Below are 13,319 nucleotides of genomic sequence, written 5' to 3' on the forward strand. Positions count from 1 at the left end.
ATGCCGAGTCTTTATATCATTGGTGGTGCAAATGGTTCAGGAAAAACTACTGTTTCAATGAGTTTGTTACCGAATTTTCTAGACTGTTTTGAGTACGTAAATGCAGATGCTATTGCTGCTGGACTATCTCCATTAAATCCTGATTCAATGGCTATAGAAGCAGGAAGATTAATGATTATGCGACTGCGAACGTTATCTAATTCAGGTAGTGATTTTGCTTTTGAAACTACGCTAGCAGCTAGAAGTTTTGCACCTTTTATTATTGGTTGTAGAGCAAAAGGCTACACAATTAACTTAATATACTTTTGGTTACAAAGCGTTGACTTGGCAGTAGAACGAGTAGCAGCAAGGGTTGCTAGTGGTGGACACTCGATTCCAGAAGATGTTATTCGTAGACGCTACCAACAAGGGCAAAAGAACCTGATTTCTTTATACTTACCTTTATGCGATGGTTGGATGATCTATGATAACTCTAGATCATCTCCCCTTTTCGTTGCGGAATGCATTATTCATCAACAGCCTATTATTTATATAAATGAGATTTGGAAGCAAATTATTGAGGTATTAAATGACTGAAGAAGAAATGAAAAAGTTACATAGTAAAATTGATGCTGGAGTTAAAGCAGCAATTGCAGCAGCAATAGAACGACATCGTAAACTTGGTCAATCGATTAGTATTATGCGAGAAGGAAAGGTTGTAACTTTAACGCCTGATGAAATTACAGCAATTCAGAATCAGCAGAACAGTTAGAACAAAATTTAAAACTAAAAATGATGTTTATAAATTGTTCAATTTGATTCAGCTTTGAGGAGTTAATGAACTGCATAGCAAATCATACCTCCAAACCTAACGATCGCAAGTAATCGCATGAAATTCCTGTTACCAATCCTATCACCGCTCATTGCGATCGCCTCCGCCCTTATCATCGGTGCTATCCTCATGCTAATTGCTGGGGCAAATCCCATCACTGCATACAGCATTCTATTTCAAGAATCTCTCTCTACCTACTTTGGATTTGGTAACACCCTCACCAAAATGACACCGCTATTGTTCGCTAGTTTAGGTGTGTTAGTGGCGTTGCAGGCTGGGCAATTTAATATCGGTGGAGAAGGACAAATTTATCTGGGTGCGTTGGGAAGTACTTTAATTGGGTTATATGTGCAAGGATTACCTGCGGTGATTCATATCCCCTTAGCACTTTTAGCCGGATTTTTCTTTGGTGCATTTTGGGGTTGGATTCCTGGTTATCTCAAAGCCATGCGCGGAGTGAATGAGGTAATTACTACATTATTGCTCAACTATATCGCCGTGAATTTAGTTAGCTACCTCGTCCAAAATCCATTAATGGCAACAGGTGCGCCTAGTCCTTATTCGCCATTAATTGCCAAAACATCCCGTTTGCCGATTATATTACCGCAAAGCCTTGCCCATGCTGGGATTTTATTAGCTTTAATTGCCGCAGGTATTTTATGGATATTGTTAGTGCGATCGCCTCTAGGTTATCAAATTACAGCAGTCGGATTTAACCCCATTGCTGCCCGTTATGCCCACATATCTGTTGAACGTACCATTATGCTGGTGATGGCTGCTGCGGGTGGTTTAGCTGGGTTAGCTGGAAGTTGTGAGGTGATGGGGTTGAAATATCGGCTATTTGAACAAGTTTCCCCAGGTTATGGATTTGATGCCATTGCGATCGCTTTTTTAAGTCGTGGTAGTGTTATCGGTGTAGTCTTAACTTCTTTGTTTTTTGCAGCGCTTCGCAGTGGTGCAAATGTAATGCAGCGTAGTGCAGGTGTGCCGGTAACTGTAGTTTACGCGATTCAGGGGTTTATGGTGTTATTTATTGCTATCAGTCTCGCGGTGGAAAGAGAAATAACGCAAAGGGGCGCGAAGGTTTAACGCAGAGGAACACGGAGAAAACTCTGCGATACTTTGCGAACCTCTGCGTTTAACAGAGTACGGTGGGTTTAAGTCCCCCGGTTCAATAACCGGTAAGTTTTGGGTCGGGGTCTAAATCCCCGCTCCCTTAACTTACTTGCGACTTGCGACTTGCGACTTGCGACTTGTTTTAAAAAAGGGTTTATGAATAATAATCTCAACTTCTTCTCCGATTACTTAATAGCTACCTTACGTCTAGCCGTCCCCTTAGCATTTGCAGCCCTTGGAGGATTGTACTCGGAACGATCGGGCGTGTTAAATATCGCCTTAGAAGGAATGTTGCTTACAGGTGCTTTTACTAGTGCTGCTGCTACTTTCTACACTGGTAATCCCTGGCTTGGTATCCTTGCATCCTTAATTGCAGGTGGATTAATCGGACTACTCCATGCTGTTTTGTGTGTAACTTTGCGTGTCGATCAATTGGTATCTGGGCTAGCAATTAATCTTGTCGCAGCTGGATTAACATCGTTTTTTGCCCGGTTAGTGTTTAGTGGCAGCAGTACGCAGCAATTACCTGGAATTGGGGCAATTATGATTCCTGGTTTAGGCAATATTCCCCTGATTGGACCGCTACTATTTCAGTCAGATTTTTTAGTTTATTTATTATTTATCTTAGTTATTTTAACTACATACCTTTTATTTAAAACTAGCTTTGGATTGACATTGCGGGCAGTGGGTGAATCTCCGAAAGCTGCTGACACGGCTGGAATTTCAGTAGTATTTGTCCGTTATATCGCTGTGGTGATTAGTGGCTGTCTTGCGAGTTTAGGAGGTGCTTATTTAACTCTGGTACAAGTAAGATTTTTTGCCGAAGGGATGAGTGCTGGTAAAGGATTTATTGCGATCGCAGCATTAATTTTTGGCAGATGGCATCCTATAGGTAGTACTTTAGCTTGTCTGCTGTTTGGGGCTACAGAAGCTTTACAACTGCGAATTCAGGCATTAGGGGCAAATATCCCTTACCAATTTTTAGTCATGCTACCTTATGCGATCGCATTATTGGCATTAGTCGGTAAGTTGGGGAAATCTACACCCCCAAAAGCTTTAGGTACTCCCTACTTTGGAGAAAATCACCACTCAGATTAATTTAATCCACGTCGCCACTCATTCTTTTTGCTACTTCATTCATAATTTCTTTACTGCTATAGTCTGGCTTAGATGGATCTATTGGTTCTAACGGACGAAAGATAGCTAACTGAGATTTTGGAGTCAACATTTGTTGTAAATCGCTTTCACATATACCAATTTTTTCCTCAAACATCAGTTCAGCACCATGTTCTAATTCATCATGAATAACATTGAGATCCCGTAAGCCTCTATAAGTAAAAGTTACGGTTTGATTTTTGGGATTGAGATATGTGCTGTTACTCTCATAACCAAGTTCTTCTGCTTTCTCAAAAGCTTCTTCTGGTGAAGAAGCACGGACAAGAACAATATTTACATGAATAACATTGTGTGGATTTCCCTCAACGTTACACTCGATCACCAATTCAGCAATATACCACGTTGCGTTCTTGGGAATGTATGCCATTGTTTATAAAACAAAGATTTTCTATCAATCATGGTATCACTGACCATTAATATTAAGTACTTTCATTACATTTGCAATCGTCAAGTTTGTGAACTCTGAACTATATAATTGCTCGACTTAAGTATTAAATAAAAAGATTCCCAATATTTAGGAAAAGCAAAGACGTGAACAGTTTCCAAAAGCTATCCTCAATTGTGTTCCTGCTATTAACCCTCACTTATCCACCTGCTTTAGCTGAAGCTAAGGATAATACTCTAAATAATGTTCTCAATCAACAGAGTATTGACACACAGACAAAATTAGTTGGAGAGCAAAGTGAAGAAATTTTGTTAGCTTGCAGACGAACTCGACGACGTTATTATAGATGGGAACGGACTGGAACATATTATTACCAAGGCCAGCGAAATCGACGACATTATTACAGACGACGCTATCGCTCTATAGATTATCACGGACAAGGATATCGTTATGGAGAATGGGAACTTGTGCGCGATCGTCATGGACGATTAATGTATGATTGGCAGCGTTAATAGTAATTACACTCAATTTTTCTAAAGAATCTTTATGCGTAAATCCTAATTAATATTGCAAAAAAATTGTAGGTTGGGGAGCCACTGCGTTGCACGGGTTAAGAGCGTTGTAGCAAGTGGCGTTGGAGGCTTTGCCAAAGCCAACATCCTGAATATATGTTGGGTTGCACTCCGCTCCACCCAACCTACCTCTAAGAGGATGTTTGAAAAGTCATCCAACGTACGCTACAGCAATCGGGCGTTAGCACGCTAGCAAAATCAGCACATAATACATACAGCTAGCGTCCACCAAAAGCCACTCATGCTGCAAAATAACCAAACCGCCGTCGAATTCCGCGATGTCACTTTTAGCCGTAACCATCGCCCATTGGTGTCAAATCTCAACTTCAGCATCCGTCAAGGAGAAGCACTAGTATTACTTGGGCGCAGTGGTAGTGGCAAAACCACCACAATGAAGTTAATTAATCGCTTATTTATACCCACACAAGGCGAAGTTTTATTTGATGGTATTCCCACAACTCAATGGGATGAAATTAAACTGCGGCGAAAAATTGGTTACGTCATTCAAGAAATTGGTTTATTTCCCCATTTTACAGTTGAACGCAATGTAGGTTTAGTTCCTTCTTTAGAAGGTTGGCAACCAAAACAAATTAAAACGCGGGTTTATGAATTGTTGCAATTAGTAGGCTTAGAACCAGCACAATTCGCTGGGCGTTACCCGCACGAACTTTCGGGAGGACAAAGGCAAAGAGTCGGTGTAGCCAGGGCTTTAGCAGCAGATCCGCCAGTGTTGTTGATGGATGAACCCTTTGGCGCACTCGATCCGATTACGCGCCTAGAACTGCAACAAGAGTTTCGGCATTTGCAGCAAGAGTTAGGTAAGACAGTGGTTTTTGTCACCCATGATATTCAAGAAGCCTTAGTTTTGGCATCGAGAATTGGTTTAATGTATGGCGGAGAATTGGTAGTATTGGGGACGACAGATGAATTTATGCGATCGCAACATCCAGAAAGTCTCGCCTTTCTGCAATGTCTGCATTCCCTGCAAGATACTTTATGAAAAATTTCTTCCTGGTTAAGTATGCCCCAGAAATTCTTCAGCATACTCTAGAACATCTATTTTTAGTAGGAATCGCTATCGGAATTGCCATACTTGTAGGCATTCCCTTAGGTATTTTAATTACACGTAAAACTTATCTCCGCCAACCAATTCTCGGCATAGCAAATGTTCTCCAAACTATTCCTAGTTTGGCACTTTTTGGTTTACTCATTCCTGTTCCCATAATTGGCGGAATTGGGGCAGTCCCAGCAATTTTTGCCCTGATTGTATATTCCTTGCTGCCGATAATTCGTAACACTTACACAGGTATTACTAGCGTCGATCCAGCAATTAGAGAAGCTGGCAGAGGTATGGGGATGACAGATAAACAATTGTTATTGCAAGTTGAGATTCCCTTGGCAATGGAAATAATTTTGGCAGGAGTGCGAGTAGCAACAGTAATCGCCATAGGTATTGCAACCATTGCCGCAGCGATTGGTGCTGGTGGTTTGGGAGTGTTTATTTTTCGCGGCATATCTGTAGTTAACGATCAGTTAATTTTAGCTGGTGCAGTTCCGGCGGCAGTCATTGCATTACTGGCTGACTTTGCAATTGGCTGGTTGGAGAATAAATTAAAAATTAAAAGTTAAGCCCTGGCGACTAGAAGTCGCGGCTACACAGACAAAACTCACCTGCGTGGGTTAAAAATCCTTGATTTTGTATTAGTCCACGGAGGTGGACTTTGTTTGTGTAGTAGCGAATTCCATTCGCCCAATACTTGTAATACATCCTCTAAAATTTAATTTATAAATGGTGTCTCATGAAAAGATTTTTCAGACTTTGCTGTTTAACTTTTACTTTGTTACTGCTAATCACTAGCTGCACACCAAATGTAAATAGTAATAACGGTGGTAATATAATTGTTGCTTCCAAAGATTTTACCGAACAAGATATTTTAGGTGAACTGTTAGCACAGCAAATCGAGGCGAAAACTAATTTAAAAGTAGCTCGTCGCCCTCATCTGGGTGGCTCATTTGTTTGTCATAGTGCTATTACTGCCGGTAAAATTGATGCTTATATTGAGTATACAGGCACAGCTTTTACTGCAATTTTAAAGCAGAAAACAGTTAACGATCCAAAAGAAGTTTATGAAAGATTAAAACAGGCATACTCTCAGCAATTTAAGCTGGAGGTAATGCCAAGCTTGGGTTTTGAAAATACTTTTGCGATGATTGTCCGGGGTGAAGATGCCAAACGCTACAACATTCAAACTCTCTCGGAAGCTACTCAATATACACCGCAGTGGCGTGGCGGTTTCGGCTACGAGTTTTTAGAACGGGAAGATGGTTTTCCAGGATTAGCTAAAACTTACAATTTACGTTTTGCTAAATCTCCCCAAATTATGGACTTGGGTTTAATTTATCGCGCTTTAATTCAAAAACAAGTGGATATGGTAGCGGGTAATTCCACTGACGGGCAGATTTCTCGCTTAGGTTTAGTTGTACTCAAGGATGATAAACATTATTTTCCACCTTACGAAACTGTGCCAATTGTTCGACAAGAAATATTAAAAAAGTATCCCGAATTAAAAACAGCGATCGCTTCCCTTGCTGGAAAGATTTCGGCAGATGAAATGCGGCAGTTAAACTATTTAGTGGAAGGTGAATTACGGGATATTAAAGATGTTGTCCAAGAGTTTCGCAAATTGAAGGGATTAAAATAATTCGTAATTCGTAATTAAGGGTTAATGTAACGCACCGAAGCATCTGCGCGCATGGCTTTGTTGGGTTGCGCTTTGCTTCACCCAACCTACAATTTTTCTTAACTACTGTTGTCCATGCAAAAAGTTCTTTAACCACCTAATGACTTCACTTGTTGTTTGCTCATTGGCCATTTGGAGACATTGCTGCACAATTTCTCTGACGTTAGGAAAGTAGCTGCTTTCTGTAAGCACATAACTTGCTCCCTGCAATCTATAAATTAATAATCGATTACTCTTTAATATCCAAACTTCTGGCACTCGATATGGCAAGAAATCATTAATATCGGTGTAGCTTGTGACATCTATTTCAATTGCTAAATCTGGTGGTGGATCTGACTCCCAATCAATCCTCTTTTTGCCTACTACGGCTCTACAATTTTCAATGTAAAAGCAAAAGTCTGGCTCAATACCACTAATTTCTGACAAACTCATGGTAATGGGCGTAAATGACTCGTATATGCGGTTTAAGTGGTCAAGTAGAGCTATTACTATCAATGCCAGCAAACTCGCATCTCTTCCATGCTCTGGTAGCGGTGCCATCAGTAAAATTTCTCCAGGTCGATATTTAATCCGAGGCGAGGAGCGATCGCCTAGTTGCTGACTCAATACTTGATAGTCTTGCCAGTTTCCCAAAAGTTTCAACACCGCGCCAGGTGGTAACTCAATTTTTTGTGGTGTAATTACGGTATCCATATTAGCCACATTGTAGATATTACCCGCATTTTTACATGGAAGATGAGCGATCGCCAGATTCATGAATTCAATGATGGGATAAGGCAGTAAAGAAGATGAGGACAATAACTACTGCCTAATGCTCTTATTGATTTTGAATTGTTGACTCTGCGTAGCTATTGGTACCAAACTCGTTTGCACGTGCGCTAGGTACTAGTGTCCAGCCTGCTTTGATAAGTTTTTGATAAGTTGCCCAACCTTTAGAACCACCTTGTATTTTATAATCTGGGACTGCAAAATGTCCAAAAGCTGTGTAGGGACGCCAAGGTTGATTGGGTTCTGCCTGCAAATATAAAATTTTTTCTCCGTCGCCACTAGACTTAGATAACCAGCACATTTGTCGATGCATTGCAAACTCCTTTGCTTTTTTGCTAATAAGCATGATAACAGACTTTTGTCAAGAATATTCTCGCCCTTATGGGGTAATTTTTTGCCTAATATCTTTAGACAGAATGTAATTAAGTTTTATCCTGTAAGGGATAATTGCTTAAAAAGTCATACCTTGGAAGACTGCTGCCAGTAGTACATCAAGATAAACAGCTTCGCCACACCTTCTTTATTAGGTGAGATTTTTATAATGTTATCCGCGTTTTTGGCTATCGTGTGTAACAATAACTACTTTTTTGACTGAGGCTCGTAATCTGATGCCACCCATATCGCCTGTGCCGAAAGAAGTCACGTCGCTTCGCTCCGAATTCAAAATTCAAAATTCAAAATTAATGATCCCCATAAATAAATTTAGTTGCTCTGTAAACGGACTTCGTATTTCTTCTCCCAAGGGGAGACGCGAAACGCGATGCGCTGTGCGTCTCAAAATACATTTTTTTGCTTCTCCATAAATAAATTTAGGGGCTTGTATCATGAGTCATTTTCGGTCAGGCTGATGTATTTCTCACAACAGATAATAAGTAGTAGCGCAAAATTAAATATGTCATTGCGAGCGAAATGACATAAATAATTTTGCGTAACTACTTAGACTATTCAAAAAAGCCCAAAAAACCCTCAATTAATTAAATATTAAATAGAGTAGCACTTAGCTGAAGCTAAATTTATCGTAAATTCAAGGGTTTAAGACCCCTACAGTTTAGATAAGCCCAAAACACTTGTAAAGACGGCGATTTATCGCGTCTCGAAAACCCAAGCGTATTGCCCCATATAGAGGATAATTTTCAGTCGGGGTTTAAATCCCCGCCTGAAATGTCTTCAATTTTGAATTTTGAATTGTTAAATACCCGACTTATTCAAAAAGTCAGGTATCTGGACAGCAACTTGGGTTATTAGAAGGATGGAGCGTACAATTTATCGCCGACAATCTCGCGAATTGTCTCTACTAGTTGGCTGTATGCAAAGTTAGATAAAACTGGTTTTGCTGTTTGCAAGTGAATTGGTCGATCTAAATCAATCCATGACTTACAGCCAGCGTACTTAGCGTAATAGGGAATTTCTTGCTCTTGGGGTAGTTTGTAAGTCCGCAGGAGGAGAATATAAAGGGGTTGACGTGGTTTCCATTTGAGGCGATCGCTAATAAAATGCTCGTTCCAAATATGGAAAGGAAGCAAGGTGTTGACAATAGACTCGTCACTTACTGGCAAAATATCAGTAATTTCAGCCCAACTGCCGATGCGAACTGTTTCAGGATGCCAGCCTGATGTTACTGGATAGACACTATTGGCATACTCAGCTTTCAGCATGAAAGCTTGTTGATGTTCATAAGTGGGGTAAAGCAAAATTTGCTTGTGGGCAACTTGGAAATGTCCATTTCGTTCATGGATACCGCCTTTGCGGAGCAACATAATTGTTTTGCCACTTTCCAAGGCATTTATGGCAACTGCCCATTCTTTGAGGGCATGAAAAGTTGTAGTCAATTCCATCAGCATCTACTGTAACTCTGATTTAATTTGAAGCTAAAACCGATAAAGTATGAACCTATCCAAGGGAATGAATTAGGAAGCAGTTAAAGTTTTTGCTAACCATCTAAAGTATGAACAAGTGATTGAAGCTTGCGATCGCTCCCTAACCAAACAAGCGCTAGAAAAACTGAGTCCTATAGCCCTTCTTCATAATTGTACCTTTGCTCAGTTAGCTTTGGCCTGGTTAATTGCTCAACCACAAACAAATGCGTAGACGCGCAGTGGCTTGTCGCCAGACATCGCTGGGGCACGTTATCCTGAATAACACCGCCTTAGCCGCCCAAATCAAGCTTTCTCCCGCCGAATTGGCAGAAATTGATACCATCTTGATAACAGTCAAATTATGTGGAATTGGTGACAATGCAGATTGCTGAGTCATGCCGATCTCTCCAAGATCCCTTTAACTTTCTTAAAAAGAAGGCTAGGGATCAAATCTATAGCTTTAGATTGCAAAATCTAACAAAACATCAACTTTAGTAAACCAAGGGTTGCAACTCACGAACTAAGTGATAACTTAGTTACTAGGACACCAAATAAAATAAAACCAAAACAAAAAAGGTCAATGACTTAGTGTCCCCTTGTCATAAGACCAAGCAAACTTCAGCATATCAAATATTATGAAAGTGGCAAAAAGCCTAATTGTAGAAGGCAAAGCCAAATCCTAAAGCGGAAAAACGCAGAAATGCTGAGTTTGTTAGTTATTCAGTCCACCTTAGTTATTAACCTTCAGTTAGTTAATTAGTTTAAAATTGAAATCTGTAAACTCGATAAAACCTGGTCAACCTCGACCAGGTTTTTGGTATTTTATAAGAAGAATTCAGAACTCAGGAACGGAGCCGGAGACGTTTCCGTTAGCTCCGGTCAGAATAGGCTAAACCTTAGCTATCCGCTAACAGTATGAATTGCGGTTGCTTGTCTGCGACACGCTGCGCGAACGTCGTTCCTCCTCTCTACGGTTTCTATCTGAATACCCATCAACAAAAGTTACCAAGACTGAATAATCCATAAAACTGGCAATTATTCGGAGATTATGAGTAATATTAAAAACATAGAATTTACTAATCAAAATACAAAGTAATGTCTGAGGAGAACTATGTAAGTAGCTTCTGGCGATCGCATAACTTTCGTTTGGAGCCGTGGGGGAATGACTACGAGCCACCAATTCAAATCAGCGAAGAGCTTTCACTGTCTGAAAGTGATGTTAACCCGACAGTAGAAACTGATAATTGGGATAGTTTTGAGTCTTTGCAACCGCGATCGCTACCTAATCGCCTCATCTTTATCGACGGGCGTCGTCGGCTAGATGCTGCACTTGTGGGTGGCGATGGTAACACGATAACATACGGTGTTTTTGGAACAATTGCCGTGGGGGCTGTGGTAGTGGATCGGACTATTCCCAAAGCGAGTTGCATTGAAATTGATGTTCGTCGAGTTTTGGGTTTTGGTGGAGAGCAAGATGCAGTATCAACACCCATCCCTTGTCCTTTAGGAAGCAAAGCAGAATTACTCTACACAGCAATTAAAAGCAATCAACCAAATACTCCTGAAGCACGGAGCGCAATTGTTCAAAATTCCATGCTAGCAGCAGAGGAACAGCTAGTAAGCAAACTAAATGTAAAAGATGCGGATACTTTGGTAATTCGGGATGGAGCATTACGATATGAATCGCCAACATCTACCTTGGGCTACATCAAGACAATGCACAAACAATACCTGTCTGAAAATTATGCTGCCCTTTTGTGGAAATTATTACCAGGACAACGCACGCCTATTTTTCATATTAAAGATAGATCTCAATACTCATGGTATTTGAAATCGGGTGATTCTCAACATTCCCCGCAACAACTTGGCTACCACGATTTACATGGTATCGTGCGGCTGGAATTATCTAGCAAAATTGACATAGAAACAGCCAAAGAAATAGCTAATCAAACGTGCTATTTAATTCCCTATTATGCTTCCCATCCATCACGAGATCCCCGCGCACCACAAAACCTTGCACCTGTTAGTGCTTTGGAACGGGAATTAGGCAGAAGAATGGGTGATGCAATACTAATTAAACGCCGGCTGCAATGCTTTCTGGCATCTTTTGGAGGTAATGAATGACATCTTCCGAACCAATTGGTTTTGTACTTGGTACTAAAGAAGCTACTCCTTTAGAATTTTGGATAGCAGTGGATGCCAAAAAAGTTTTACGGCTAGATGATGTTGTAGAGGTACAAACTCAACGTCCAGATGGTGGCGGAATTGTACGTTTTTACGGTGTGGTGGATTATGTCCGCACTCAATACGAAGGAGCGCAATTTGATACTGATACTTTTTTAGTTGCTAAAGAAGGTATTTTACCAATAAATATTTCTTACACTGCTCACGTTCAAGTCACAAGAATTGAGCCAGAAGAATATTTACCACCACAACCAGGCGATCCAGTTCACCTCGCGGTAGGTAAGGAGTTGGCATCAGCTTTGTATTTTGACAGCATGGATACCCCAATTCCGGCTGGCATTATGAATAACGGCAATGCAGCATATTTTAACTACTCATTTATCAATGGGGAGAAAGGCGCTCATGTAAATATCTCTGGGGTTTCAGGAGTCGCTACTAAAACATCCTATGCTTTATTTTTACTACATTCTATTTTTAATTCTCCGGTTTTAGGTTCTTATAAAGCTAATACAAAAGCGCTGATTTTCAATGTTAAAGGTGAGGATTTATTTTTTTTAGACAAACTAAATCAAAGTTATGGCAATTCTGAAAAACAAAAGGATAAAAATAAATATGAACTGATGAAATTGCCAATACAACCTTTTAAAAGTGCAAGTTTTCGGGCTACACCAAAAAGAGATTCCCAGACTGTTGATTCTGATTTAGAACAGCGTTCTGAAGGGATATCAGTTTATTTGTGGAGTATTCGGGAATTGTGCCGCGATCGCTTGTTTTGCTTTTTGTTTACTGGTGAAGATTTAGACCGGGGTAATTTATCCTACTTAGTAACAACCGTAGAAGAACGATTAGCACGGCTAGCAGAAGAAAATGACCAGAGCGATCGCCAGAGTCGCCGCAAACCGCAAGCTTATTTACAAGTCGAAATGTTTGGGGAAGAAGGCACAACACAAATTAAAACCTTTAGAGATTTAATTGACTTCTTAGAAGACAAACTTCTCAATGACGAAGATAGAGAAGAAAACAGGCGTTGGTTAGGGCGAAATGTTCCAGCTACGGCTGAAGCAATGATTCGGCGTTTATATGGTATCAGTAGTGAAGTTAACCATTTAATTCGCGGGGATTTACCACCAGATGAAGTTGCTAAATACCAACTAAATCCAATAGCTTCAGATGCTCAACTGACTGTAACTGATATTCACAAACTCAGTGCCCGCGCTCAAAAATTTGTTGTGGGTGTTTTATTACAAAAGCTATTTTTTCAGAAAGAGAAACAGGGCAGAGAACCCGTTGTTTTCATTGTTCTGGATGAATTGAATAAATATGCGCCCCGTGATGGACGTAGCCCCATTAAAGATTTACTGGTAGATATTGCAGAACGGGGGCGATCGCTAGGAATTATCTTAATTGGCGCACAGCAAACCGCCTCAGAAGTCGAACGGCGGGTTGTGGGACAAGCGGCTATCCGGGTTGTAGGTAGGTTAGATTCAGCCGAAGCAGAACGCCCTGAATACAACTTTCTAACCGGTTCTTGTCGCAAGCGAGCTTTATTTCTTAAATCCGGGACAATGTTTGTGCATCAGCCAGAAGTCCCCGCCCCAATTTTAGTTAACTTCCCCTTCCCTGCTTACGCCACTCGCAAAGAAGAAGTGTTTTTGAGCCAAGCAGAAATTACCAGCATCGAAGCTGATATAGACCGTTTTTAGGAGGAAT

Annotated in this window: 14 protein-coding genes and 1 pseudogene; 11 read left to right on the top strand and 4 right to left on the bottom strand. The window is 40.6% G+C overall.

The window, feature by feature from the left end; translation table 11 throughout:
* From V7K76_RS12520 to V7K76_RS12535, 4 genes are all read left to right on the top strand, one after another.
* Window positions 1-576 carry a zeta toxin family protein gene (locus V7K76_RS12520; protein ID WP_334780527.1) on the top strand — a complete coding sequence of 192 codons (576 nt, stop codon included), beginning with the start codon at window positions 1-3 and terminating at the stop codon, window positions 574-576.
* On the top strand, window positions 569-751 hold the full coding sequence (locus V7K76_RS12525) for a hypothetical protein (RefSeq protein WP_334780526.1): 183 nt from the start codon (window positions 569-571) through the stop codon (window positions 749-751). Before V7K76_RS12520 ends, V7K76_RS12525 begins: the two co-directional genes overlap by 8 nt.
* Before the next feature lie 117 nt (window positions 752-868).
* Window positions 869-1,900: an ABC transporter permease gene (locus V7K76_RS12530; protein ID WP_334780525.1), complete on the top strand. Its 1,032-nt coding sequence runs from the start codon at window positions 869-871 to the stop codon at window positions 1,898-1,900.
* Between the two features lie 183 nt (window positions 1,901-2,083).
* Window positions 2,084-3,025: an ABC transporter permease gene (locus V7K76_RS12535; RefSeq protein ID WP_334780524.1), complete on the top strand. Its 942-nt coding sequence runs from the start codon at window positions 2,084-2,086 to the stop codon at window positions 3,023-3,025.
* 1 nt (window position 3,026) lies between these two features.
* On the opposite strand, the gene V7K76_RS12540 is transcribed toward V7K76_RS12535, so the two are convergent.
* Window positions 3,027-3,470, bottom strand: coding sequence for a DUF4288 domain-containing protein (locus V7K76_RS12540; protein ID WP_334780523.1), 444 nt, complete (start codon window positions 3,468-3,470; stop codon window positions 3,027-3,029).
* A gap of 164 nt (window positions 3,471-3,634) precedes the next feature.
* On the opposite strand from V7K76_RS12540, the gene V7K76_RS12545 reads away from it, so the two are divergent.
* The 4 genes from V7K76_RS12545 to V7K76_RS12560 all read left to right on the top strand — a co-directional run bounded on the left by V7K76_RS12545 (window position 3,635) and on the right by V7K76_RS12560 (window position 6,762).
* Window positions 3,635-4,000: a hypothetical protein gene (locus V7K76_RS12545; protein WP_334780522.1), complete on the top strand. Its 366-nt coding sequence runs from the start codon at window positions 3,635-3,637 to the stop codon at window positions 3,998-4,000.
* 301 nt (window positions 4,001-4,301) lie between these two features.
* Window positions 4,302-5,060, top strand: coding sequence for an ATP-binding cassette domain-containing protein (locus tag V7K76_RS12550; RefSeq protein ID WP_334780521.1), 759 nt, complete (start codon window positions 4,302-4,304; stop codon window positions 5,058-5,060).
* Complete coding sequence (locus V7K76_RS12555) at window positions 5,057-5,689, top strand: ABC transporter permease (RefSeq protein ID WP_334780520.1); 633 nt, start codon at window positions 5,057-5,059, stop codon at window positions 5,687-5,689. The genes V7K76_RS12550 and V7K76_RS12555 overlap by 4 nt, the downstream gene beginning before the upstream one ends.
* A gap of 170 nt (window positions 5,690-5,859) precedes the next feature.
* A complete protein-coding gene (locus tag V7K76_RS12560; protein ID WP_334780519.1) occupies window positions 5,860-6,762 on the top strand; it encodes a glycine betaine ABC transporter substrate-binding protein in 903 nt (300 codons plus the stop codon).
* Between the two features lie 102 nt (window positions 6,763-6,864).
* On the opposite strand, the gene V7K76_RS12565 is transcribed toward V7K76_RS12560, so the two are convergent.
* From V7K76_RS12565 to V7K76_RS12575, 3 genes are all read right to left on the bottom strand, one after another.
* On the bottom strand, window positions 6,865-7,494 hold the full coding sequence (locus tag V7K76_RS12565; RefSeq protein WP_334780579.1) for a Uma2 family endonuclease: 630 nt from the start codon (window positions 7,492-7,494) through the stop codon (window positions 6,865-6,867).
* 124 nt (window positions 7,495-7,618) lie between these two features.
* The gene (locus tag V7K76_RS12570) at window positions 7,619-7,882 is read right to left on the bottom strand and encodes a hypothetical protein (protein ID WP_334780518.1); all 264 of its coding nucleotides are present in this window, start codon (window positions 7,880-7,882) and stop codon (window positions 7,619-7,621) included.
* Window positions 7,883-8,810: 928 nt separating this feature from the next.
* Complete coding sequence (locus tag V7K76_RS12575; RefSeq protein ID WP_334780517.1) at window positions 8,811-9,410, bottom strand: DUF1802 family protein; 600 nt, start codon at window positions 9,408-9,410, stop codon at window positions 8,811-8,813.
* Between the two features lie 142 nt (window positions 9,411-9,552).
* Here V7K76_RS12575 and V7K76_RS12580 point away from each other — a divergent pair.
* The 3 genes and pseudogenes from V7K76_RS12580 to V7K76_RS12590 all read left to right on the top strand — a co-directional run.
* Window positions 9,553-9,801 (top strand): annotated as a pseudogene (locus V7K76_RS12580) (hypothetical protein); the annotation flags it as partial.
* Window positions 9,802-10,520: 719 nt separating this feature from the next.
* A complete protein-coding gene (locus V7K76_RS12585) occupies window positions 10,521-11,549 on the top strand; it encodes a hypothetical protein (RefSeq protein WP_334780516.1) in 1,029 nt (342 codons plus the stop codon).
* Window positions 11,546-13,312: an ATP-binding protein gene (locus V7K76_RS12590; RefSeq protein WP_334780515.1), complete on the top strand. Its 1,767-nt coding sequence runs from the start codon at window positions 11,546-11,548 to the stop codon at window positions 13,310-13,312. The genes V7K76_RS12585 and V7K76_RS12590 overlap by 4 nt, the downstream gene beginning before the upstream one ends.
* Window positions 13,313-13,319 lie beyond the last annotated feature (7 nt).

It is taken from the genome of Nostoc sp. (assembly GCF_036917975.1).
Taxonomy (GTDB): Bacteria; Cyanobacteriota; Cyanobacteriia; order Cyanobacteriales; family Nostocaceae; genus Nostoc.

Coding starts and splice junctions, on each gene's coding strand:
- V7K76_RS12520 (WP_334780527.1), top strand. CDS start 1: ATGCCGAGTCTTTATATCATTGGTGGTGCAAATGGTTCAGGAAAAACT.
- V7K76_RS12525 (WP_334780526.1), top strand. CDS start 569: ATGACTGAAGAAGAAATGAAAAAGTTACATAGTAAAATTGATGCTGGA.
- V7K76_RS12530 (WP_334780525.1), top strand. CDS start 869: ATGAAATTCCTGTTACCAATCCTATCACCGCTCATTGCGATCGCCTCC.
- V7K76_RS12535 (WP_334780524.1), top strand. CDS start 2,084: ATGAATAATAATCTCAACTTCTTCTCCGATTACTTAATAGCTACCTTA.
- V7K76_RS12540 (WP_334780523.1), bottom strand. CDS start 3,470: ATGGCATACATTCCCAAGAACGCAACGTGGTATATTGCTGAATTGGTG.
- V7K76_RS12550 (WP_334780521.1), top strand. CDS start 4,302: ATGCTGCAAAATAACCAAACCGCCGTCGAATTCCGCGATGTCACTTTT.
- V7K76_RS12555 (WP_334780520.1), top strand. CDS start 5,057: ATGAAAAATTTCTTCCTGGTTAAGTATGCCCCAGAAATTCTTCAGCAT.
- V7K76_RS12560 (WP_334780519.1), top strand. CDS start 5,860: ATGAAAAGATTTTTCAGACTTTGCTGTTTAACTTTTACTTTGTTACTG.
- V7K76_RS12565 (WP_334780579.1), bottom strand. CDS start 7,494: ATGGATACCGTAATTACACCACAAAAAATTGAGTTACCACCTGGCGCG.
- V7K76_RS12570 (WP_334780518.1), bottom strand. CDS start 7,882: ATGCATCGACAAATGTGCTGGTTATCTAAGTCTAGTGGCGACGGAGAA.
- V7K76_RS12575 (WP_334780517.1), bottom strand. CDS start 9,410: ATGCTGATGGAATTGACTACAACTTTTCATGCCCTCAAAGAATGGGCA.
- V7K76_RS12585 (WP_334780516.1), top strand. CDS start 10,521: ATGTCTGAGGAGAACTATGTAAGTAGCTTCTGGCGATCGCATAACTTT.
- V7K76_RS12590 (WP_334780515.1), top strand. CDS start 11,546: ATGACATCTTCCGAACCAATTGGTTTTGTACTTGGTACTAAAGAAGCT.